Source organism: Shewanella aestuarii (assembly GCF_011765625.1).
GTDB classification, from domain to species: domain Bacteria; phylum Pseudomonadota; class Gammaproteobacteria; order Enterobacterales; family Shewanellaceae; genus Shewanella; species Shewanella aestuarii_A.
Genome location: NZ_CP050313.1, coordinates 1,312,012 through 1,335,642, shown reverse-complemented (window position 1 = coordinate 1,335,642; position 23,631 = coordinate 1,312,012). Strand labels below are relative to the sequence as shown.

Sequence of the window (23,631 nt, the reverse complement as noted above, 5' to 3'; positions counted from 1 at the left end):
AGTCTTATATGGTTTTCTTTGCATCAATCAGTATATTTCTTGGGGTAATACTGCTTGGGCAAAATTTGCTCAAAGTCACATGGTAATTTTGCTCAGTCAAAAAGCACACTCGATCAAGCACCAGCCATTGCTCAAGCACACTACGAAATACATGCCGAACGAGGTCAATTCGTTGAGTGAGGCGCTGTCTTTGCTTGCCAATAACTAAGTAGCTTTCAATATCAATATGATTGGCTATTACTAAACCTTTTTGCTTTGCCGCCCAATGACAAAAATCGCTAAACGACCCAGATAGCTGACTTTGCTTTAAGGTAGGCACAGGTAAATATTGATCAATTTTGCGAATATCACGCTGCAAACTATCAAAACCTAAACGCCAAGCAACCTCCTGAATACGAAGTGCATTTTGCTTTTTACTTGCAATAACACTTTGCTGCAATGGTAATTGTAAATCATGACGCGACAAGCTGAGCTGCGCTTGCTGAGCTAGCCTTGATAGCGGCTGATAATACTTGGCGTGAATGAGGTGGTAACAACAGGGTGAAATAGAGATCGCCTGAGTATTGGCCTTAGCGGCTAAATCAAGTAATCGCACATGTAAGTCACCGCAGGCATGCAGGGCAACGGCATGCTGCTTGGTTTTAATTGGGCTAGCGCTATCCGTTACATCAATCGCCGCAAAAGCATCGGCACAAATAAACTGCTGCTCAAGTTGCCATTGCTGAGCAAACGCTTGCCCATCATCACACAAAGCTTGCTGCCATTCTAAACTGGTCACTTGGCATTGTTGAGTTTTAGCAATTAAGCGACCAAGATGACCTTTGCCGGCACACCACTCTAATACAGGGTATATGGTTGGCTGACTAAATACTTGCTCGGTAAAAGCAACAATCTGTTGCCATTTGCGGCCTTTAATATGAGCACTAAAATGACTTAATTCACTTGTCGCGATAGATAGATTCAAGTTTGACTTGGTAAAGATTGCTTTATCTGAACCGGACGTTAACCAATGAAGTAAAGGCAACTGCGAGCTTTGTCCCAACCCCGTTAGATCGGCCTGTAATGCACTCAGTAAATGACCAACCAATAAGGTTTGATCACTGTCGATGGCATCAAGATTGGCATCATCTATTTGCCAAACTCGCTCTGCTAGACGTGGGAAATCCTCCTGCCAAGGTAAATCATGACAATCAAATGCGACCACTTGCCACAAAGGTTGGGTTAATTTGAGCAGTTCAGTTAGTGCATTAAATTGGATTGAGTAATCAAGCTGCGGCATCATTTAACAAGGCTGGCATAGTCTAATGACTGGGATTCTAACATTTAAGCTAACCCCATGATAATATCTTAGCGTTTTTAATAGCCAAGGGTTTAAGGATATGCAATCGCCATGTGTCGCACGCTGCGGATTAAATGAGGATGATTACTGTATGGGATGTTACCGTCACCTTGATGAAATTGTCATCTGGTCAAGCGCAACCAATGAGCAAAAACAGTGTATTGTTGACAAACTCGCAGCCAGAAAACAACAATTTGTCGGCGATAAAAACAGCCAAACACTTTCACGGGATAAATGGTTAGCCGCGGAGTCAAAAATCAATAGCAACTAACCCTGCACACGTTAAATAACGTGACCCATTTAAGGGTTAAACAGCCAGTGGAATGCAGATTAACCCCCTCAGCTATATCGCAATTTAAATTAGCCTTATATAAATTTAAAGCCAGCAGTGCTGGCTTTAAATGATGCTGATGTAAACAATTGTCGCTTTGTCATTAAGTCATCACAGCGCTATTTTTTCATCATGGCTTTCAGATCCGCAAACGGATTATAGGTTGCCACGTCTTGTTTCACTTCAGTGGTGCTGCCATAACGAATGAGTTCTTCAAAACGTGAATGCTCGTTATCGTGACAATACAAGCATAACAATTCCCAATTACTGCCATCGGATGGATTATTATCATGATTATGATCACGGTGATGTACCGTTAACTCACTTAAATTTTTATGGGTAAACTCGCGGGTACAACGCCCACAAACCCAAGGGTATAGCTTTAACGCTTGCTCCCGATAGCCTTTCTCACGTTTGGCTTTGTAATCTCTGGCTTCTGCCAACACCTTGTCTAATTTACTTTCACCGGCCATTTTCGTTTCCAAACACCCAAAAAAATTACCCCAAGGATATCAGGGATATCACTTGGGGCAATAGTTTTCAGCTTTCAAAACGCCTTTAATGGATCTATCGGTTTAAATTAACTCAGCATGGGATAGATGTAAGTAATGTAAATAGCGTTCATATTGAGTAACAATGTCTGCGGTGATCTGCTCTTGGGTATAACCCATCACATCATATTGCTGTCCGCCATGTTCTAAAAATACTTCAACACGATAATATTCCTGCTCGTTTTCAGTATTTTCTTCTGTAGTACCCGACATCATAAAGGCTCTTAAACGCAGTCCATAAACAAACGAAAGTGGATCATCTGGGCCAACTACCAGCCGCACCCTTTCATCTTTAAAGATTATATCGGCCACCTGCCCTTTCGCGACTAGGGTATTACGAACCTCTGTTAACGCAGGATATGCAATATTATCAATAAAGTACTGCGCGTCATCACGGCTTGGCTGCGACACCAACACATCTAACCTATCTTGCCACGTCATATTGGCTTTAGCATACTGCACACTGGTGTTATGAGATTGGACACTATTAATTTTGAGCCAATCGTCTTGCAGTGCCTTAAATAACCCTAAACACATTAATAACATGACAATTAAAAATGGCATTGCACTCGCAATTGCTGCAGTTTGTAAGGCTTGTAAGCCACCTGCTATCAATAGTACTGACGCAACCACCCCTTGCAATACCGCCCAGAAAATACGTTGCCAAACCGGTGCATTGCTATCACCTCCTGAGGTCAAATTATCAATCACTAATGAGCCAGAGTCAGACGAAGTAACAAAGAAAGTCACCACTAAGCACACTGCAATAATAGAGAGCACATTAGCAAAAGGCAGATGTTCAAAGAACTTGAATAACGCAATAGAGACATCGCTTGAAACCGCATCAGCTAAATAAGTCGCGCCTTGGTTTCTTATTTCATCAATCGCAGAGTTACCAAATACCGTCATCCACAAAAATGTGATGCTTGAAGGCACAAATAACACACCGATTAAAAATTCACGGATCGTACGGCCACGGCTGACACGCGCAATAAAGGTACCCACAAATGGTGACCAAGATATCCACCAGCCCCAATAAAGTAATGTCCAGCCCCCAATCCAATCTTCTTTCTGTTGGTAGGCATAAAGATTAAAGGTTTTACCGACAATATCACTTAAATAACCACCGGTGTTTTGCACAAAAGCTTGCAATAAAGCAACGGTTGGCCCAAGCAGTAAAACGGCCACTAACAAAAATAAGGCTAAGCCAAGGTTTAACTCACTAAGGCGTTTAACTCCTTTATCTAAACCAGAGAATACTGACAAGGTGGCAATGGCAGTAATTACCGCAATTAATATTACCTGTACGGTAACATTATTGGGCAAATCCGTAATAAGGTAACTCAGGCCAGAGTTAACCTGCAGCACGCCGAACCCTAATGAGGTGGCCACACCAAACATGGTACCTAACACCGCAAAAGTATCCACAATATGCCCCAGTGGACCATAAATTTTCTCACCAATTAAAGGGTAAAGCGCAGAGCGAGGAAGCAATGGCAGCTTGTGACGATAAGCAAAATAAGCGAGTGATAATGCCACTACCGCATAAATCGCCCATGCATGGATCCCCCAATGGAAGAAGGTAATCTTCATAGCATCTGTTGCTGCTTGGATAGTTTCAGGCGTCGCATCGGGTGGGGCAAGATAATGCATCACAGGCTCTGCTACCCCAAAAAACATTAAACCTATACCCATCCCAGCGGAAAACAGCATCGCGATCCAGCTTTTATAGCTGTAGTCAGGCACAGCATGATCTGGCCCAAGCTTAATATCGCCAAAGCGGCTAACCATGACAAAGATGATAAAAATTAGAAATATTGCTACACCAAGGATATAAAACCAACCAGCTTGAGCTTCTAAGCTGTTTTGCACTGCCTTAAAAAAGTGACTTGCTTCTGCAGGCCATACGGCGCACAAGAAAACCATTAATATAATAAGGATAACAGAGGAATAAAACACTGGTGGGTTGATACTTGTCTTAATCGACATAATGTCTCCCATTATTTTGACAACAAATGCATATGACATAAATTGATTAAATTCAATACATCATAAGATGAACAAATAAGTCTAACACAAATAATTAGTGCATTAACTGTTATAAGCAAAGCAAGGTAAATTCACTACAAAATGTGAAACAAATACAAGTCATACCTCAAAATAATAAACACAACCCAACAACCAGCATGTAGCAATAGAACGTTATCATCACAAGTAACCAAAGTAATTTACAAACATATTTGTTTTAGTTGAGTTGCAGAGAATGAAAGCGAGCAAGGATATTCGGGAAATATCAAACCAGCCATTCAAATAATACTGACATCAAGCTTGGCAAACATCTTGATGATGAATAAATATCAAATTGATTTCCGAGTAATAATGTACAAATTGGATTGATAACAATAGACTAAATTTATCGTCAAGCAGTTCACTTTATAACCTTTAACTAGGAAATTCGCGCTTATGAAGATTGTTATCGCACCTGATTCATTTAAAGAAAGCTTAACGGCACTGCAAGTTGCACAAGCAATAGAACAAGGCTTTAAGCAAGTGTTTCCAGATGCGCAATATGACAAAGTACCAATGGCTGATGGCGGTGAAGGTACAGTTCAAGCCATGGTTGATGCCACTGAAGGGGAAATTATTTCTGTAGAGGTCAGCGATCCTTTAGGCTCAAAGGTGAATGCTTTTTATGGCATTTTAGGCAGTGTCGCTAACAAACCCGCCACGGCGGTAATTGAAATGGCGGCCGCTTCTGGATTACACCTTGTACCTAGAGACCAACGTAATCCACTAGTAACTAGCAGTTTTGGCACAGGTGAACTGATCAAGCATGCGCTAGATCGTGGTATAAAGCATATCATTTTAGGCTTAGGCGGCAGCGCAACAAATGATGCTGGCACCGGAATGGCTCAGGCTTTGGGGATAAAATTGTTAACCGCTAGCGGGGAATCAATCAAAGCCGGCGGTGCGGGTTTAAGTGAACTTGCCACCATCGATACCAGTCATGCTCACCCCGCCATTAAAGATTGCCATTTTGAAGTCGCTTGCGATGTTGATAATCCACTATGCGGCCCACGCGGCGCATCAGCGATTTTTGGCCCACAAAAAGGTGCGACAGCCGATATGGTCGAACAGCTAGATATTGCCCTTTCACACTTTTCCCATATCGTCACCCAAGAGCTTAAGCAAGATGTATCCAAGTCAGCTGGTGCAGGCGCTGCGGGCGGCATGGGGTTTGGCGTCATGACATTTTTACAGGGGCAATTACGCCCAGGCATCGAATTAGTCATTAAAACTGTTGGGCTAGAAAAATATTGCCAGCAGGCCGATTTGGTGATCACAGGCGAAGGCAGAATTGATGGCCAAACCGTATTTGGAAAAACCCCTATGGGAGTGTTACAAGTTGCGCAACATTATAATGTGCCAACCATTGGTATCGCGGGTAGTTTAGGTGACAATGCTGATGCCATTGTAGAGCAAGGTATGACGGCCATATTTCCAATCATTCCAGGAGTGGCAAGTCTTGATGAAGTTTTAGCCCATGCCACGACAAACTTAATCAATACCTCCGTGAATGTAGCCAGACTTATTAAGCTCAAGCTGTGATAAGGTGTGCAGATGACCTTGTCTTGATGAACTAAAGCCTCAAACGGTGACAGCTTTTGATGTCAGCAGTCAGCGATAACAATCGACTCAAGATACCCAACGGCAATCACGATAAAAACTTGATGCGAACCAAGCCATAAAGTAAAGTTAGCACCCTCATTTTTGCCAGTGGGTGCGACTTTACTTTTAGTGTATTTATCAGTACTCATAGGGCGAATTTAACTTAATTACGGCAAGCCTAAATGACCTCGAAACCAATCCGCCATGCAGATGCATCAGAGCAAAGTTTATTGCGCATTTTCACTGTGCCAGAAGATGCAAGTTCAACGTTAAGTATTATTGAGCAAAAACTTTCTGAAGATTTAGCGGGTTTTTTAGGTAACAGTATTGCGGCATTAGAAAAGCCTTTAAGCGAAATCGAAACTGACTTTCAAGCATTTCAAATTCCAAGTATGCCAAGGTTTGTGTCTGATTATACCGATGAAATTATGCAAAACTTGGTCGCCCATTCGGTACATACTTCAGCGCCCAGTTTTATCGGTCATATGACCTCAGCACTGCCCTACTTTGTTTTGCCGCTGTCTAAAATGATGGTTGGGCTTAATCAAAATTTGGTTAAAATTGAAACATCTAAAGCCTTTACTCCGCTAGAACGCCAAGTACTTGGCATGATGCATCACCTTATTTACAACCAAAACGACCACTTCTACCAACAATGGATGCACAGCGCTAATCACTCATTAGGCGCATTTTGTTCTGGTGGCACAGTCGCTAATATCACTGCATTGTGGATTGCACGTAACCGAGTATTAAAAGCTGATGGTGACTTTAAAGGCGTGGGCCGTGAGGGCATGTTAAAAGCACTGCGTCATTATGGATACGATGACCTAGCTATTTTAGTGTCAGAACGAGGCCATTATTCATTAGGTAAATCGGCTGATTTACTCAGTATTGGTCGAGACAACATCATTAGCATTGCGACAGACGCGAACAACAAAGTGGATGTTGCTGCCATGCGTCAAGCAGCTCAAAAACTCGCAAAGAACAACATTAAGGTGATGGCCATTGTTGGGGTTGCAGGTACCACTGAAACAGGCAACATTGATCCTTTAACAGAACTCGCACAACTTGCCCAAGAGTTAGATTGCCATTTTCATGTTGATGCTGCATGGGGTGGAGCAAGCCTGTTATCGAATAAGTACCGTCACTTATTAACAGGGATCGAATTAGCAGACTCGGTCACTATTGATGCCCATAAACAAATGTATGTGCCTATGGGTGCAGGCATGGTGCTATTTAAAGATCCAGAGCTTGCACATACTATTGCGCATCATGCTGAATATATTTTGCGCGTGGGCTCTAAAGATTTAGGCAGTCAAACCTTAGAAGGTTCGCGTCCAGGCATGGCAATGCTGGTACATGCTTGTTTGCAAATTATTGGTCGTGAAGGCTATGAAATTCTGATTAACAACAGTTTAGAAAAAGCACGCTATTTTGCAGATCTGATTGAGCAACATCAAGAGTTTGAGTTAGTCACCTACCCAGAGCTTTGTTTACTGACTTACCGTTATGTACCCCAATCAGTGCAATTGAAACTTAATCAAGCGATTGCCGATAATCAGGTTGAATTGGTCACTAAAATTAATGGGCTATTAGATGGCCTAACCCAATTTATTCAAAAACATCAACGTGAACAAGGTAAGTCATTTGTATCTCGCACCCGCATTCGCCCTGCAAAATACCAAAGACAGCCCACAACCGTATTTAGAGTCGTGCTAGCCAATCCATTAACCAGTCATGAAATATTGGCTGAGGTCTTGAACGAGCAAGCTCAAATAGCCCAATTAGATAGCGAATATTACCCGCTGTTAATCGAACTGTAATTTGTAAGCAAAATCTAAGCGAGTAAATCTAAGCCTTAACAGATTGTTAAGGCTTTTTTATGCCAAACAATAACCCGAGGCCAGACTTGAACTGGCTCACCTGCTTTTATCAAGAGTGCGAGGGATTTTGTATCGTTAAATTTCAGACATAAAAAAGCCCCAACTTATCGTTGAGGCTTGTTTATCCATCACTTGCAAGCAAGCTTAAAATGGTACCCGAGGCCAGACTTGAACTGGCACGCTTGCTTTTATCAAGAGTGCGAGGGATTTTGTATCGTTAAATTTCATAAATAAAAAAGCCCCGACTAATGTCGAGGCTTTTTTATCCATCACTTGCAAGAAAGCTTAAAATGGTACCCGAGGCCAGACTTGAACTGGCACGCTTGCTTTTATCAAGAGTGCGAGGGATTTTGTATCGTTAAATTTCAGACATAAAAAAGCCCCAACTTATCGTTGAGGCTTGTTTATCCATCACTTGCAAGCAAGCTTAATAATGGTACCCGAGGCCAGACTTGAACTGGCACGCTTATTCAGCGAGGGATTTTAAATCCCTTGTGTCTACCGATTCCACCACTCGGGCAAAGTGTTGTTTTAACCGCTGCTATTAAAGCAAGCCATTAAACGCAATTTAGTGGAGGCGCGACCCGGAGTCGAACCGAGGTCGACGGATTTGCAATCCGCAGCATAGCCATTCTGCCATCGCGCCACAATGTAAACTAATGATTTGGAGCGACATATCGGGTTCGAACCGATGACCTATACCTTGGCAAGGTATCGCTCTACCAACTGAGCTAATGTCGCCTGTATCATTTCATGTTCAACTTTCCGCTAATGCTTCGTGTCGTTGATGTCTTGTCTACGGGGGTGCATTCTACCGATTTCATCACCGGTGTCAATTGCCTTTTTTACTAAAATGATTTGTTTGCACACTTAATAATCTTATTGATCTATTTATGTGCTATTCCTCAATTAAATCTTTCCAAGCCGCAGAAATATAACTGAACATCGACCAAAACGTCAGCAAGGCCGCTACATAGAATAGCGCATATGCCACATCTGTCAGTAACGGTGTAGGTTTCCAAATTAATCCGATAATCGCAATCATCTGGGCTGCAGTCTTATATTTACCTATCCAAGAAACCGCAACCACCCCTCGTTTGCCGATTTCAGCCATCCACTCACGCAACGCTGAAATGACAATTTCACGACCAATCATAAATAACGCCGCTAGGGTTAAATAGATATTATCGTTTTGCTGCACCAATAACACCAAGGCAGTGGACACCATGACTTTATCGGCAACAGGATCTAAAAATGCCCCAAAGCGAGTTGATTGACCTAACTTTCTTGCCGCATAACCATCAAGGGCATCGGTTACCGCTGCGAGCCAGAATATAAACGCGGCCGTAAATGGCGCCCACGTATAAGGAAGATAGAAAAAGAAAACAAATACAGGCAGCAACACTAATCTAAAAAGTGTTAATGCAATAGGTAAGTTAAACGGCATAAATAAACCAATAATCCAGAAGCTGCGCCAATCTTGCCTTAATTTTAGCCCCCTCGCAATGAATCATGGATCGTTTGTGCCATTTCTAGGCTAATTCCTGGCACTTTTGCTAATTCTGCCACACTGGCGCTTTTTACTTCTTGTAAACCACCTAAATGTTGCAACAAAGCTTTGCGTCTTTTCGGTCCAACACCCGCTATGGATTCTAAGGTCGATGTATTACGCGTTTTTTGACGTTTATTACGATGGCCAGTAATGGCAAAGCGATGGGACTCATCTCGAATATGTAAAATTAAATGAAACGCTGGTGAATCACTAGCGATATCGATGGTCTCTTCAGAACCACCAATCACGAAGGTTTCTAAGCCAGCTTTACGCCCTTCGCCTTTAGTGACACCTATTAATAATGGCGGCCTTGCTAATTTAGCACATTTGTCATCGACAATTTGTTGAGCAATTCGCAGCTGCCCTAAACCGCCATCAATAAACACAATATCTGGCACCTTGCCATTGTCATCAATTTTATCAAATCGACGCCTAATCGCTTGATCCATTGCAGCATAGTCATCGCCACCAGTAATGTCATTAATGTTATAACGCCGATAATCAGCTTTATGCGGGCCTTCGCGATTAAAGACCACACATGATGCCACCGTACTTTCTCCCATCGTATGGCTAATATCAAAGCACTCCATACGTTTAATAGGAAAGGTTAACTCTAGTGCCTCTTCAAGCAAACTAAAGCGCTGGTCAATGGTATTTTTATGGGCCAATTTGGTCGCAACCGCATTGGCAGCATTGGTTACGGCTAAACGTAAAAAGCTTGCTCTTTCACCACGAACTTGGGTTTTAAGGCTAAATTTCTTTTGCAGTGCTTGTTCAATGGCATGAGCCGTGGCATTCATGCCACCAAACTCATGACTTATGATAACTTCTTTAGGAATGGTGCGCTGCACATCTTGATTTAGATAAAATTGCGCTAAAAATGCACTCAAGACTTCGTCTAATTCTGTCGCGGCAGGAATAGTCGGATAATAACTTCGGCTACCAAAAATTTTGCCTTCACGAATAAATAATAAATGAAAACAAGCAATACCTGAGGCGTAATCCACGCCAATGACATCCATATCGCCTTTGCTGTTAGATACTTCTTGCTGCTCGCTCACTTTACGCAGCGCCGTTATTTGATCACGAAACAATGCCGCCTGTTCATAGTGCATATCTATTGCGGCTTGTTCCATTTTAGCGACCAAGGTTGCAATAACTTGCTGGTCTTTTCCCCGTAAAAACAAGGTGGCGAGTTTTACTTGCTCTCGATAGTCAGTTTCAGAGACTAAATCGACGCATGGTGCGCAACAACGGCCAATTTGATATTGCAGGCAAGGTCGTGAGCGTGACTTGTAATACACATCTTCACACTGGCGGATAGGAAACAACTTTTGCATCAAGTTTAAGCTTTCACGCACAGCACCGCCATTAGGGTAAGGCCCAAAGTAATGACCTTTTTCCCGTTTCGCGCCGCGATGATATGCCAACCTAGGGTGTTTATGCTGACTTAACAATATATAGGGATAAGATTTATCATCACGCAGCAGTACATTGTATTTTGGCATGTACTGCTTGATGTAATCATTTTCTAAGATCAGCGCATCGGTTTCACTGTGGGTCAGTGTCACATCAATGTGTTCAATATTGGCAACTAGCGCTTGAGTTTTAACATTAGGCAAATTTGCCCGAAAATAAGAACTTAAACGCTTTTTTAAGTCTTTTGCTTTGCCCACATAAATCACTTCATTGTGTTTATCATACATACGATAAACACCGGGTGATGAAGTGAGGGTTTTAAGAAATGGTTTTGATTGAAACCCTTGAGTCATAGAAATAACAGCCTAGCATTACCACAGGCTGAAACCTGTGAAAAAAGTTAGAACGAACCTGTATCAAGCATTTTGTAACGAATAGCTAGACGGGTCAATTCCACGTCACCATTGATCCCTAACTTAGCAAACAAACGGTAACGGTAACTATTAACGGTTTTCGGGCTCAAGTTAAGTTTTTCTGAAATGTCATTGACCTTCTCGCCATTAGTGATCATTAACATAATCTGTAATTCACGCTCAGATAAACTAGCAAATGGGTTTTCTTCGCTACCGTTAAATTGACTCAATGCCATTTGCTGAGCAATTTCAGGCGATAAGTAACGTTGACCTCGAGACACTTGACTAATGGCTCTGATAACCTCAGGAGACGTCGACCCTTTAGTTAAATAGCCAGAAGCACCAGCTTGCATGACTTTAGTCGGGAATGGATCTTCAGTTTGAACCGTTAATACTATAATTTTCGCATCTGGTTGATAACGTAAAATTTTACGCGTCGCCTCTAAACCGCCCATGCCCGGCATATTCATGTCCATTAAAATGACATCAGCTTCATTTTGACGTGACCATTGCACAGCGGTTTCGCCATCATGGGCTTCCCCAACAACTTTAATCCCACGCTCATCTTCCAAAAGGCGACGGATCCCTGTGCGCACTAACTCATGATCATCCACTAAATATACTGAAATCAACTTCAACCCACCTTTATTATTTGCCATTCTTCCTGAATATTGTGGCTTTTTATTTTATAAAACAGTGATGTAATGAACACACTCATAAAAATTAGAGTTCAGACTACAAATTTATCACCTTTAGATGATTTGGCACAAGCAAACAAATTGCGATCCTTCATAATTGTTACATCTTGTGGATAGCACAATTATGCGCCCATCTTACCATTTAAAGTGACAATAATTGTGCGCCCAGAAGCATGGTCTCGATGTTCACATAAATAAATCCCTTGCCAAGTCCCTAGGTTAAGCCGTCCATTCGTGATAGGGATTGACAACTCAGCTCCCAGTAAACTGGATTTTATATGAGCAGGCATGAAATCTGGGCCCTCATAAGTATGGCGATAATAAGGCGCGTTTTCAGGCACTATCACATTAAAATGACGCTCAAAATCACCTCTTACAGTAGGGTCGGCATTTTCATTTAACGTCAGTGATGCAGAGGTGTGTTGAACAAATATATGTGCCACTCCTATTTCATACTGATTAATTTCAGGTAACTGCGATAGCAATTCCTTATCAATTAAATGAAATCCTCGGCGTTTAGCCTTAAGTTGAATGATTTTCTGGATCCACATTGTCATCAGCCTACTTGCTTGATTGCTATCTCTGATAAATGGTTATTGATATGCATCACATGCGCGGCTTCATACTGTTGTTTGGTCAAATAACCATAAGCAAATTGGGGGGCTAACTCCCCCTGATAAGCGTTGAACGCGCTCAAAGCTTGCTGTAAACGTTGATAGGCCTGCTGGCTGTTTTGCGCTTTTAATAACATAGGTGCGCCGGGGATCGCCTCGGCAAGATCATGAGTCATTTTCCCTTTCGCTTCAAAAGAAGCAAAAGCTATGCGACCTATGGTATTTTGAAATACAGGCGATTTTAGCTGCGGATAACCTAGCATCGAATATTCAATACTTTGCGCACAATGGTTAAAAATTTCGGCCAAATCCCACGCGCCAGTTGTCTGTAAAGAAGACGTCATTAACTGATTAAGTTGTACTACAACCTGTTCGATAGTTAATGGCAATGGATAGGGCTCAATACGAGACCAGATGACCCCACCACCTACAACAATGCCAGCACTGGAAGTTATGGCGCCAATTATAAATTGCCTGCGATTAATCATATGTTGCTTATATTATCCTTTTGCATATGCCTATAGCTGAAGTCAGTTTCAATAACACAAAACATGTTACATTTTAGTTAATCATCAAAGCAATATAACTCAATGACCATGAGTGAGCAGACAATTTTATGACAGCTTATTTCAGCTTAATTTTTTGCAGCGAAGTGGCTTATGGCCTGTGTCAAAAATCAATCTAAAGCTTATCCCATGCTGCTTGATGCTGTTATTGATTAGTCCACTATTCAACACTCATGGTAACGAATGCTGACTCGCTTTACGGTTTAGCGCCGCAATTAACTATCTAGATAAAATAGATGCATAAAAAACGCACTCAAAGAGAAGTGCGTAATTCAATACAAAATCAGACTTTTATTACATGGTCGCCATAGACCAATAATCTAAGCGCTTCTGTGGATTATAAACAACAGTTTTACATAACTCTTTGTATTTTTTAATTAATACCCCAAGGCTGCTACTTCCACCAAGTGAATCAATCTGCTTTTGCTTTTCAGTGGCTAAATCTTGCTGAACTTGCTCACTACTGCGATATTTTTCGGCTAAAGTTATTGCATCAACCGCTGAAATTTTTAAGCGCTCACTCACCGATTGCATTTGCGGTGCATTCATTCCTGCAATTGCGTCAGCACTAATTTGATAATATGCCGCGCACTGTATTACTTCATCAGTAAATGCTTTTTGCGCAGCGTCCTCAGCCATAGCTATGTGACTCATAAATACTGTTGTAGCGAGAAACAACCACTTTCCTTTAGTTAACATATTGTGTCCTATTGCTATTAAAAAACTAACTGTGTAATCGAAAACGTAAGTTTTGCTCTACTGCTGGCCACTCTGGCGCAATAATGGAAAAGACCACGGTATCGCGGATCACGCCATTGGGATCTATTTTATGATGCCTTAACACCGCATCTTGCTTAGCACCTAGCCTTGTTATCGCTTTGCGTGAAATATCGTTATGCCAATGAGTACGAAACTCTACTGCAATAGCATCTAACTGGTTAAAGGCATAGTCGAGTAATAACAGTTTGCATTCACTATTTACGGGACTGCGTTGGTAGCTTTTACTGTACCAAGTGTAACCAATTTCAATTCTTCGATTCACTTTGTCCCAATGGCAAAAACGGGTACAACCAACAATGGCGTTTGTCATCTTATGTCGAACAACAAATGCCAAGCTATAACCTTGTTGCTGTTCAAGCAATGCCTTAGAAATATAATCAAGCATTTGCTCTGGTGGTGGCACCGAAGTAAACCAAAGTTGCCATAATTGGCCATCAGCAGCGGCAGCATTGAGATCAGCTGCGTGTTCAAGCGTTAATGGCTCAAGGCTGACATGAAGTCCTTGTAATGTAATTGTATGCTCACCCATCTAAAGCCATCCTGTATGCTTGCTTGTGGATATAAAAATTACTTTAACGAATAAGATGAAAACTTACATTACCTTAAATGATATTAGTAGTAAGTTAAATAAAAAGAATTTACAAAAACGTCAATCAAGTGCAACAAATCAATCACACAGAATTAGGAGGGTGACGCCGCCTAATGGCGGCGAAAAATTGAATAGTTAGACTTAAAATCCGTGGTTAGCGTGACTCACTCTAAACCAACCGGCTATGCTATTGCGAGGCACGAGTGTGGGCAAAACCTCATGTGGAAAACGCTCACTTAAAAAAATGGCTAATGTTCCTAATTCAGGCTGCACTGTCGTTATAACACTATCGTCTTCATCATAAATCACTAACTGGCCACCATTTTCGGCTTGCCAATTCGGATTGAGAAAAAACACTGTTGTAAGGATTCGATTTTGACTGCCCTTAAGTGCATCCAGATGTTTTTGATAATAGGCACCGGGTTGATAAACCGCATAGTGACTTTCATAATCAAACAGCCCCATAAAAAGGCGTCGATTTAGGCCATTTTTGAGCTGCTCCATAATCGATAAGTATTGATTGTCTATGACGTCTTGTTTATCAAGCCAACTGATTTTATCTGAACGAATTTGGGTATTAACTTGTTGTTCACTACCACGGCCGATAGCCGCTGATTTAAACTCAATATTCTGCTTTGCCTGCATTTTTTCAATTAAGGCTAGGCTTACATTGTCGGGAATGATATCAGATAAAAGAATATATCCTTTATCGACTAACGCATCTGCGATCACATCCAGCACTGCTTCACTTAATTGCGAAACCATACATGCCACATCCAATAAGACGACGCTTGATTCTGTACTTTATGACTCAGAAAGGAGGTTTGAGTCTGAATTTCGAGGGGGCGTTGTTACCAATAATATCAAGATATGATTGCCACATCTTGAGCCTACTTTGCAGCTCACTATGCTGTCAAAGTGGCAGAATATTATATCAATAAAACGCCTAGATCAACAAAACAAAATAACCTTTAATTACAATCTATTAGATAATTAAAAACTTGTTAAATCTGACTATGTAATAATACTGATTTATCGACCTCTGTTAGTGCGTTCACAGCTTGCGGCTCTTCTTGCGCTGCTTGATAACTTTGATTCAGCTTTAACGCTAAATATAAATCAGACAGGATCATGATGCCATCGTCACCACTGACCATCTCGGTTTGTTCAAACCAACTAAGTAACTGTCTTTTACGACCAGCCAAAATCACCTTTACACCACGTTTTTTAAATGTTTGCTGAATATCAGACAGCACCGCCATCACACTCAAATCAAGATGAGTAAAACAAGGCACCGCATCAATGATGACACATTTAATATCATCTTTTTGTCTGGCATAACCTTCAAATAATCGACGCTTAAAATACCCCGCATTGAAGTAAGTCAATGGTGAATTAAAACGATAGATAAAAATACCAGCCACAGGTTTAGCTTTATCGCTACTGTCTAAACTTCGAATAACCCCTTTACTATCAAGCCCAAGCACTTGATCGGTAGGTCTCATTACCGTACGAATAAATTGAAATAATCCCAATAGAACCGCTAATGTGATCCCCGGAATAACACCAATAAACAGCACGGCAAACAAGGTGGTTAAGGCTAGGTAAAATGCTTGTCTGTCTCGTAAGCGTAAATTCCATACGGCTTTTAAATCGAGTAAATGTACCGAGGCTATCACCAAGACCACTCCAAGCGCAGCGCTAGGAATAAACTCTAATGGTGCAGTTAAAAAAATCGCAATAACAGCAATAATGGCGGCAGCAATAATTGACACTAACTGAGTTTTCCCTCCGTTAGCATCGTTAACTGCGGTGCGAGAATCTGCACCACTAACCGCAAAACCTTGCGACAACGCAGAAGCCATATTGGCAAAACCTAATGCTCGAAACTCTTTATCGGCATCAATATCATAACCATTTTTTGCCGCAAAACTGCGAGCGGTTAGCATCATGCTCACAAAGCTGACTACCGCTAAGTTCAGGGCGGGCATAACCAACTCACGAATGATCCCCACGTTAAACTCTGGCGTTTGAAAAACGGGAAAACCGCCTGTTACTGTACCAATGGTTTTAACGTCGTATTGACCAAGATTAAATATCCATACCAATATTGCACCAAAGGAGATAGCAAACATTGATGCAGGCCAACTCGGTTTAAGCCGCTTCATCACAAAGTAAATGATGACGGTAAGCAAGGCCATCAGTAAGGTGGGTACATGTGTTTGAGCAAGATAAGTCGGCACGCCGCCTAAGCGCTCTAGCAGGTATTTATCGTCAAAGGTAAAACCAAATATTTTTGAAAATTGGCCAACAATAATGGTAATAGCAACACCGTTTAACAGCCCCATCAAAATTGGTTTTGATAAAAAGTCGGCCAATACCCCTAATTTGAATCGACTGGCAATGAGGCACCATAACCCCGTCATTGCCGTCATGGTCATCACTAATTGCCAATGCTTTACGCTATCCCCCGCGGCTAAAGGGGTCACAACAGCCGCGATAACAGCACAAGTTGCGGCATCTGGGCCAACAATTAATTGTTTTGATGTGCCAAAAAGTGCATAAACCAGCATAGGCAGTACGCAAGAATACAGTCCAACCGCAGCATTTACACCGGTTAATTGGGCATACGCGATGGCAACGGGTAAGGCAACGGCAGCAACGGATAACGCTGCACGAATATCATCTTTAAACCAACTAGACTGATAGCTAGCAAACGTCTCCAAACCGGGCATAAAAGCATATAATCGCGAAAGAAGCACAACAACCTCAAGCAACAAGTAAGTGGCTTATGATAAAACTATCTGTAATCAAATACACACAATTACAACAAAAATATTTCAGTTACAGCACTAAAAAAGCTAATGCTAGTAGCAATGACAGTTATACGCACAAAATGAGATCCTTCTCAAGCCAATAACTCAGTAAATTTCATACTCATCTACAACTGTTTGCCATTCGATATATTCGATTAATTAATCATAAAAAATGATTGAATAGATTCATAAAAAATCAAAGCCTATTAACCTGATCATGATATACTTTGCCCTTGGCTTTTTTGACTCTCTATCTCGCTTGCGCTATCTGTAAATAATGCCAGCTTAAGTACCCGTTTTTTTGAGGTGTTCGTGTCCCATCCATCTAAAGTATCAACGCCACAAAGCATCCCCAACCTAGCGATGTTAATTCCCATGCTTGCGGCTATCGTAGCCATTACTCCTCTGGCGATTGATATGTATCTGCCAGCGATGTCAATTTTAGCCGCCAGCTTTGATACCCAAGTGACCATGGTGCAATTATCACTCAGTATTTATTTGGCTGGCTATGCCTGTGGCATGCTTACTTTCGGGCCACTTGCCGATAAAATTGGCCGTCGACCATTAGTTATTATTGGCCTAAGCGGATTTTGCATCGTTAGCTTTTTGCTTGCTTGTAGTCAAAATATTGAACAGTTTTTAGGGTTACGTTTTTTTCAAGCCTTTATCGGCGCAGCAGCAACCGTAGTGGTGCCGGGATACATAAGAGAAGTGTATGGCGACAATACCGCTAAAGGTATGTCTTATGTCAGCTTAATTATGATGTTAGCCCCTTTAATCGCCCCCACTATTGGTAGCTTTATTTTAGAACTTGGCGATTGGCATTTAATCTTTTTTGTGCTGAGTTTTTATGCCTTGGCATTGCTGTGTTTAATTTTATTTAAGCTAAAAATGCCCAGCGACAAAGATAAACAACAACGCAGTCAACATGGCTTTTTGAAGTCTTATTACACTGTGTTTTCTCGACAAGGAGTCAAACTCCACATAGCCAGTGGCGTATTGACCTCATTTGCTTTTTTCTGCTACCTAACCGCTGCGCCATTTATTTATATGGAAGTATTTGGTTTGGACAAATCGCTGTTCGCCATTTTATTCAGTACCAATGTTGGAGCTTTAATGCTGGCCAATATTATCAACTCAAGAATTGTCAGCCGGTATGGCTCAAAACGAATGTTGAATGTCGCCACCTTTTTTGCCTTTATTGCTGCGTTAGGTTTAGTACTGGTTAACTTATTGGATTTCAGCTATCACTTTACCGTGATTATGCTGATCCCATTGATGGGCGGCTTAGGCATTATGTCTGTTAATGCTGACGCCATTGTATTAATGAAATTTAAACAAGAAACAGGCACAGCCACTGCGGTCATTGGCACCCTAAGATTTGGTTTTGGCGCAACAGCCGGGCCATTAATGGCATTATTTTACACCGGAACCGCAGTCCCCTTTGCAGTGTTGATGCTGATATCGATTGCACTTGTGGGATTTTGCCAAGCATTTCAAACTCGACTAAGCCAATCACAGCCGCAATAATCCCATTTAAAATATGGTTCAACCTTAACGCCAACGCCGATTAAAGCCGTTGGCGTTTTGATGTTGATTAGAGGCTTGCAGTGTATAACCAAATTAAAGCACGTGAATTCATCACACTAGGTTGATTTTAAACCATAACATAACCTGAATTCGGGATAAAAATAGAAGGGAACTAAAAGCTGGTTCCATGATCAGATCTTTCGACCAAGAAGGATTGACCACAAAGGAACCAGCTATGCGTAAACTAGTAGATTTATTTTGTCATGTCGATGATTTTTGTAAGGCTTTTCTACCTCAGTGGCAGCAACTTCAACTTGAAAGTGGCGAGCGAAAGCGTAATCGTAAAGGACGAATGTCTGAAAGCGAAATTATGACAATCATTGTCGCTTTTCATATGTCTCATCAGCGTGATTTTAAAAACTTTTATCTGGGAATTATCTGTCGTTATTACAAAAATGATTTCCCTACACTTCTCAGTTACACCCGATTTATTGAAGTGATGCCATCGATGCTTATACCACTAAGTGCTTTCTTTACCCATGTTAAAGGAGCGCCTACAGGTATTGAGTTTATTGACTCTACGAGCATTAAAGTCTGCCATAACTTACGCATCCCGAGACACAAGGTATTCAAAGGAACGGCTGCAAGAGACAAAGGAACAATGGGCTGGTTTTATGGATTTAAGCTGCACATTATTACCAATCATCTTGGCGATATTGTGGCAGCTAAGCTTACTCCTGCTAATACGGATGACAGAAAGCCCGTTCGGGAACTGTCAAAAGGGCTACTCGATAAGCTTTACGCCGATAAAGGTTATATCAGTAAGGCGCTGACTGAAGATTTGAAAGAAAACGGGATCACTCTTATAACAACTCAACGAAAGAACATGAAGGCGAAGATATTAGCGGCTTGGGACAGAGCAATGCTGTCTAAACGGTTCATCATTGAAACCATCAACGACCAACTGAAGAATATTTCTCAGATAGAGCATTCAAGACACAGGAGTTTACATGGATTTATGTTGAACTTGCTAGGTGGATTAATCGCATATTGCCTAAAACCAGAAAAGCCATCATTGAACATCACACCTACAGAAAAGTCAGGGTTGATGGCGATGGCTTAAACCGATCTCAGGTTAACATAGCCCCAACCGACAAGCGCTAATTTAGCTTTGACTTAAGCCGGTAGCGTAAAGATGAAAATATTTCAAACATGTTAAAAAATTAAATAAAACACTTGCAGTAAATATCGATTTACATATGATAAAGCTATCCTGTTCGCTAGAACGGACAACGGCATCAAGTCACAGCTTCATGCCAGTAACGAGCTTAAATACCTTTAAGCTTAATTTTTAGAACGATTACCGTCGTTGTATGCAAGATACTGTTTACCATAACGGTAACTTTAGAGGATTCTATTCATGGAAAAGCTTTCTGGCGCCAGTATGATCGTGCGCTCTCTTATCGATGAAGGTGTTAGCCATATTTTTGGTTACCCTGGTGGTTCTGTTTTAGATATCTATGACGCCCTCCATAAAATAGCTGGTGTTGAGCACATTCTTGTTCGCCATGAACAAGCTGCGGTTCACATGGCTGATGGCTATGCCCGCGCTACGGGTAAAGTGGGTGTGGTGTTAGTAACATCAGGCCCTGGTGCCACTAATGCCATTACCGGTATCGCAACCGCCTACATGGACTCTATCCCTCTTGTGGTATTATCAGGCCAAGTGCCAAGCTCACTGATTGGCAACGATGCCTTTCAAGAATGCGATATGATTGGTATTTCTCGTCCAGTGGTTAAACACAGCTTTTTAGTCACAAACCCTGCTGACATTCCTGAGATAGTTAAAAAAGCTTTTTATATTGCCGCAACGGGTCGCCCAGGCCCTGTGGTAATCGACTTACCAAAAGACTGCTTAAACCCAGAGATTTTGCACGATTACATTTACCCCGAGAGCGTTAAACTTCGCTCATACAATCCAACAACCACTGGCCATAAAGGGCAGATCCGTCGCGGTTTGCAAGCTTTATTAGCAGCAAAAAAACCCGTGTTATATGTGGGTGGTGGCGCAATTATCTCTGAGTGTGACCAACAAATTTTATCCTTAGCTGAGCAGCTTAATATTCCAGTGATCAGCACCTTAATGGGCTTAGGCGCGTTTCCAGGGACCCATCAACAAAGTTTAGGCATGTTGGGAATGCATGGAACATACGAAGCCAATATGGCCATGCACAATTGTGATTTAATTTTCGGTATTGGTGTGCGTTTTGATGACCGTACCACCAATAATGTTGAAAAGTACTGCCCTAACGCCACTATTTTACATATTGATATTGATCCCGCGTCAATTTCTAAAACGGTTCGAGTTGATATCCCGATTGTTGGCTCAGCTGAAAATATTCTTGATAGCATGCTAGAACTGCTTGCTGAGTCTGACACTAAAAATGATACCGAAGCACTGGCTGCTTGGTGGCAAGACATTAATCAATGGCGCGCACGTCAATGCTTATCATATGATAAAACCACTAACCGTATTAAGCCTCAGCAAGTGATTGAAACCTTGCACAAGCTTACCAATGGCGATGCTTATGTCGCCTCTGATGTCGGTCAGCACCAAATGTTTGCTGCACTGTATTATCCTTTTGATAAGCCACGTCGTTGGATTAACTCAGGAGGCCTTGGCACTATGGGCTTTGGTTTACCTGCTGCGATGGGGGTTAAGATGGCCTTCCCTGATGAAACCGTAGTGTGTGTGACGGGTGACGGCTCAATTCAAATGAACATTCAAGAGCTATCAACGGCATTACAATATGATACGCCAGTGAAAATCATCAATTTAAATAACCGCTTTTTAGGTATGGTTAAACAGTGGCAAGACATGATTTACTCAGGTCGTCACTCACATTCTTATATGGATTCTGTGCCAAACTTTGCCAAAATTGCTGAAGCCTACGGCCATGTGGGGATAACCATTAGCGATCCCAACGAGCTAGAGTCTAAGTTGGCAGAAGCATTAGCAATGAAAGACCGCTTAGTGTTTGTTGATATCAGTGTCGATGAAACCGAACACGTTTACCCGATGTTAATTCGTGGTGGGGCAATGAACGAAATGTGGCTAAGCAAAACGGAGAAGTGCTAATGCGTCGTATTATTTCTGTATTACTTGAAAACCAACCCGGTGCTCTTTCGCGCGTTGTTGGCTTGTTTTCTCAGCGTGGCTATAACATTGAAAGCTTAACCGTCGCCCCTACGGAAGACATCACCCTATCACGCCTTAACATTACCGTGTTAGCCGATGAAAAAGTGTTAGAACAAATTGAAAAACAATTGCATAAGCTAATTGATATTTTAAAAGTAGCTAACATTACTGAAACGGCCCACATCGAGCGTGAACTGGCACTTGTCAAAGTGAAGGCACAAGGCGAACTTCGCGAAGAAGTTAAACGCACAGCAGATATTTTCCGTGGTCAAATTGTGGATGTAACCGCCAGTTTATATACCATTCAAATGGCTGGCCCAAGCGAGAAAATTGATGCTTTTATCAATGCGCTCTCAGAAGTGACGAAAGTGATTGAAGTATCGCGTTCTGGTGTTGTGGGTCTTGCTCGTGGCGAAAAAGCAATGAAGCCGTAACACATCAATATGACATATAAAGGAGCTTAAATTGCTCCTTTTTTATGCTTACTTGATCACTAATGCTGTGCTAATAGCGTTATCAATGCCGTCATGATTTCTTGCCCTTGTTTGCCATGTCCCAACTGGATTAACAATTGGGCTGCGCACTCGGCGGTACATAACCCCTCCTCGACTTGGTTACGGCGCAAATGATAAATAGAGGGCTGCTTTGGGGTGAACATAAACCTTTGAAGATGCTGTAAATAAGGGCTTTGATTCATTATTTTACGCGCTTCTTGCCAAGTAGAATCTATGATGATCACATGATCCACTTTTTCCAGCAAAGGCTGTTCTTCAGGCTTAATCTCGGCAAGATTTATCGAAATTTGCTCAGCCGATGATGGAAATAACAATGCCACTCGGCCAGCGGCAATGAGTGACAATAATGCCTCAGAGGGCTGCGTGCGCTGCCACTCTATGACTATTGCTTGCTGACCAAGCACTTGCGTCACAAGCTTGCCAGTATTGTGTTTACGTGAGAATTCACGACTGTGGGTCAGTAAGATAATCTTCATTGGCTTTGGCATTAGATGAGTAAAAACGCCCATTATATTAACTGATGGGCATGATTTTACCTCAAGTTTTGTCAATCAAGCCTTTTGCCTTTTGCAACCATGTTATCTAAAACTTTTTTACGCTAATAAAAAGCTGACTGGCTAATTTTATCAAAGTGTAGTCAATTGTCTGCGCAGGGGATAAATATCAATAGCAGTGCGCATATAGATGGAAAACCTACTTAGGTAATTGTTTATCAATAAATGCACACCAATCATCTGTACCTTTTTTAGGTATATCGCTATTTCCCCGAATACCAAGCTTAAACTCAATCACCGATTGCCACTCTAGTGAACCCAAGTCTGGCCCATGACCTTTACCATCTCCGGAATTCAATGTTGACTCAACCCTAGCAAACCATGCTTGATTACATTGGATATTCGCATCTACTGTAGGAGCTTGTTGACTGACTGGCGGTTCACTTTTAACTTGCATAGATGAGCTATCTTCAGTCGCTGGCTGGCAAGCAGTTAAACAAAATAATAACGAAAAGCCGATGAATTTATTCATGGTTTACCTTTAACTATTGAATAGGATTATTCGCTACAGCATAGCAATAAATCAGCCTACTTACCCTAGCTTTCATCACACAACCACATTCAGCATAATCGATACTCACATTCAAGCCGTCAATGATATTATTGCTTTTTG

Annotated in this window: 21 protein-coding genes and 3 tRNA genes; 7 read left to right on the top strand and 17 right to left on the bottom strand. The window is 41.7% G+C overall.

Features of this window, described 5'->3' with window-relative positions; translation table 11 throughout:
• Positions 1–4 precede the first annotated feature (4 nt).
• Positions 5–1,282, bottom strand: a complete 1,278-nt coding sequence (locus tag HBH39_RS06135) for a methyltransferase (RefSeq protein ID WP_167676560.1) — start codon at positions 1,280–1,282, stop codon at positions 5–7.
• A gap of 97 nt (positions 1,283–1,379) precedes the next feature.
• Here HBH39_RS06135 and HBH39_RS06130 point away from each other — a divergent pair, with 97 nt between their 5' ends.
• The gene (locus tag HBH39_RS06130) at positions 1,380–1,610 is read left to right on the top strand and encodes a DUF1289 domain-containing protein (RefSeq protein ID WP_167676558.1); all 231 of its coding nucleotides are present in this window, start codon (positions 1,380–1,382) and stop codon (positions 1,608–1,610) included.
• A 179-nt stretch (positions 1,611–1,789) separates the two neighbouring features.
• Here the strand turns inward: HBH39_RS06130 and HBH39_RS06125 are convergent, their stop codons facing one another.
• Together HBH39_RS06125 and HBH39_RS06120 are read right to left on the bottom strand one after the other, a co-directional pair.
• Positions 1,790–2,143 carry a YajD family HNH nuclease gene (locus tag HBH39_RS06125; protein WP_167676556.1) on the bottom strand — a complete coding sequence of 118 codons (354 nt, stop codon included), beginning with the start codon at positions 2,141–2,143 and terminating at the stop codon, positions 1,790–1,792.
• Positions 2,144–2,245: 102 nt separating this feature from the next.
• Positions 2,246–4,210 carry a BCCT family transporter gene (locus tag HBH39_RS06120; protein ID WP_167676554.1) on the bottom strand — a complete coding sequence of 655 codons (1,965 nt, stop codon included), beginning with the start codon at positions 4,208–4,210 and terminating at the stop codon, positions 2,246–2,248.
• A gap of 474 nt (positions 4,211–4,684) precedes the next feature.
• Here HBH39_RS06120 and HBH39_RS06115 point away from each other — a divergent pair, with 474 nt between their 5' ends.
• Both HBH39_RS06115 and panP read left to right on the top strand, forming a co-directional pair.
• A complete protein-coding gene (locus HBH39_RS06115) occupies positions 4,685–5,830 on the top strand; it encodes a glycerate kinase (protein ID WP_167676552.1) in 1,146 nt (381 codons plus the stop codon).
• A gap of 242 nt (positions 5,831–6,072) precedes the next feature.
• Positions 6,073–7,713, top strand: a complete 1,641-nt coding sequence (panP, locus tag HBH39_RS06110; protein ID WP_167676550.1) for a pyridoxal-dependent aspartate 1-decarboxylase PanP — start codon at positions 6,073–6,075, stop codon at positions 7,711–7,713.
• A gap of 494 nt (positions 7,714–8,207) precedes the next feature.
• Here panP and HBH39_RS06105 read toward each other — a convergent pair.
• From HBH39_RS06105 to HBH39_RS06050, 12 genes are all read right to left on the bottom strand, one after another.
• Positions 8,208–8,293: transfer RNA gene (locus HBH39_RS06105), tRNA-Leu, on the bottom strand.
• Positions 8,294–8,345: 52 nt separating this feature from the next.
• A tRNA-Cys gene (locus HBH39_RS06100) sits at positions 8,346–8,419 on the bottom strand.
• 19 nt (positions 8,420–8,438) lie between these two features.
• Positions 8,439–8,514 (bottom strand) — tRNA-Gly (locus tag HBH39_RS06095).
• A 157-nt stretch (positions 8,515–8,671) separates the two neighbouring features.
• The gene (gene pgsA, locus HBH39_RS06090) at positions 8,672–9,220 is read right to left on the bottom strand and encodes a CDP-diacylglycerol--glycerol-3-phosphate 3-phosphatidyltransferase (protein WP_167676531.1); all 549 of its coding nucleotides are present in this window, start codon (positions 9,218–9,220) and stop codon (positions 8,672–8,674) included.
• Between the two features lie 44 nt (positions 9,221–9,264).
• Positions 9,265–11,097 carry an excinuclease ABC subunit UvrC gene (gene uvrC / locus HBH39_RS06085; RefSeq protein ID WP_167676529.1) on the bottom strand — a complete coding sequence of 611 codons (1,833 nt, stop codon included), beginning with the start codon at positions 11,095–11,097 and terminating at the stop codon, positions 9,265–9,267.
• 47 nt (positions 11,098–11,144) lie between these two features.
• Complete coding sequence (gene uvrY / locus HBH39_RS06080; RefSeq protein WP_167679991.1) at positions 11,145–11,789, bottom strand: UvrY/SirA/GacA family response regulator transcription factor; 645 nt, start codon at positions 11,787–11,789, stop codon at positions 11,145–11,147.
• A 188-nt stretch (positions 11,790–11,977) separates the two neighbouring features.
• Entirely contained in the window at positions 11,978–12,406 is a 429-nt protein-coding gene (locus HBH39_RS06075; RefSeq protein ID WP_167679990.1) for a secondary thiamine-phosphate synthase enzyme YjbQ, read from the bottom strand.
• A gap of 5 nt (positions 12,407–12,411) precedes the next feature.
• A complete protein-coding gene (locus tag HBH39_RS06070; protein ID WP_167676527.1) occupies positions 12,412–12,957 on the bottom strand; it encodes a DUF1569 domain-containing protein in 546 nt (181 codons plus the stop codon).
• Between the two features lie 372 nt (positions 12,958–13,329).
• Positions 13,330–13,734 carry a hypothetical protein gene (locus tag HBH39_RS06065; protein ID WP_167676525.1) on the bottom strand — a complete coding sequence of 135 codons (405 nt, stop codon included), beginning with the start codon at positions 13,732–13,734 and terminating at the stop codon, positions 13,330–13,332.
• 25 nt (positions 13,735–13,759) lie between these two features.
• Positions 13,760–14,344, bottom strand: a complete 585-nt coding sequence (locus HBH39_RS06060) for a GNAT family N-acetyltransferase (protein WP_167676523.1) — start codon at positions 14,342–14,344, stop codon at positions 13,760–13,762.
• A gap of 201 nt (positions 14,345–14,545) precedes the next feature.
• On the bottom strand, positions 14,546–15,169 hold the full coding sequence (locus HBH39_RS06055) for a 2OG-Fe(II) oxygenase (protein ID WP_167676521.1): 624 nt from the start codon (positions 15,167–15,169) through the stop codon (positions 14,546–14,548).
• A 239-nt stretch (positions 15,170–15,408) separates the two neighbouring features.
• Positions 15,409–17,139: a SulP family inorganic anion transporter gene (locus tag HBH39_RS06050; RefSeq protein WP_167676519.1), complete on the bottom strand. Its 1,731-nt coding sequence runs from the start codon at positions 17,137–17,139 to the stop codon at positions 15,409–15,411.
• Positions 17,140–17,583: 444 nt separating this feature from the next.
• Here HBH39_RS06050 and HBH39_RS06045 point away from each other — a divergent pair, with 444 nt between their 5' ends.
• From HBH39_RS06045 to ilvN, 4 genes are all read left to right on the top strand, one after another.
• On the top strand, positions 17,584–18,750 hold the full coding sequence (locus tag HBH39_RS06045; protein ID WP_167679989.1) for a multidrug effflux MFS transporter: 1,167 nt from the start codon (positions 17,584–17,586) through the stop codon (positions 18,748–18,750).
• 235 nt (positions 18,751–18,985) lie between these two features.
• Complete coding sequence (locus HBH39_RS06040) at positions 18,986–19,873, top strand: IS982 family transposase (RefSeq protein WP_167676517.1); 888 nt, start codon at positions 18,986–18,988, stop codon at positions 19,871–19,873.
• 297 nt (positions 19,874–20,170) lie between these two features.
• Positions 20,171–21,889, top strand: a complete 1,719-nt coding sequence (locus HBH39_RS06035; RefSeq protein WP_167676515.1) for an acetolactate synthase 3 large subunit — start codon at positions 20,171–20,173, stop codon at positions 21,887–21,889.
• Positions 21,889–22,383, top strand: a complete 495-nt coding sequence (gene ilvN, locus HBH39_RS06030; RefSeq protein ID WP_167679988.1) for an acetolactate synthase small subunit — start codon at positions 21,889–21,891, stop codon at positions 22,381–22,383. The genes HBH39_RS06035 and ilvN overlap by 1 nt, the downstream gene beginning before the upstream one ends.
• A gap of 59 nt (positions 22,384–22,442) precedes the next feature.
• Here the strand turns inward: ilvN and HBH39_RS06025 are convergent, their stop codons facing one another.
• Complete coding sequence (locus HBH39_RS06025) at positions 22,443–22,952, bottom strand: tRNA-uridine aminocarboxypropyltransferase (protein WP_280117344.1); 510 nt, start codon at positions 22,950–22,952, stop codon at positions 22,443–22,445.
• A gap of 205 nt (positions 22,953–23,157) precedes the next feature.
• On the bottom strand, positions 23,158–23,490 hold the full coding sequence (locus tag HBH39_RS06020) for a hypothetical protein (protein ID WP_167676511.1): 333 nt from the start codon (positions 23,488–23,490) through the stop codon (positions 23,158–23,160).
• Positions 23,491–23,631 lie beyond the last annotated feature (141 nt).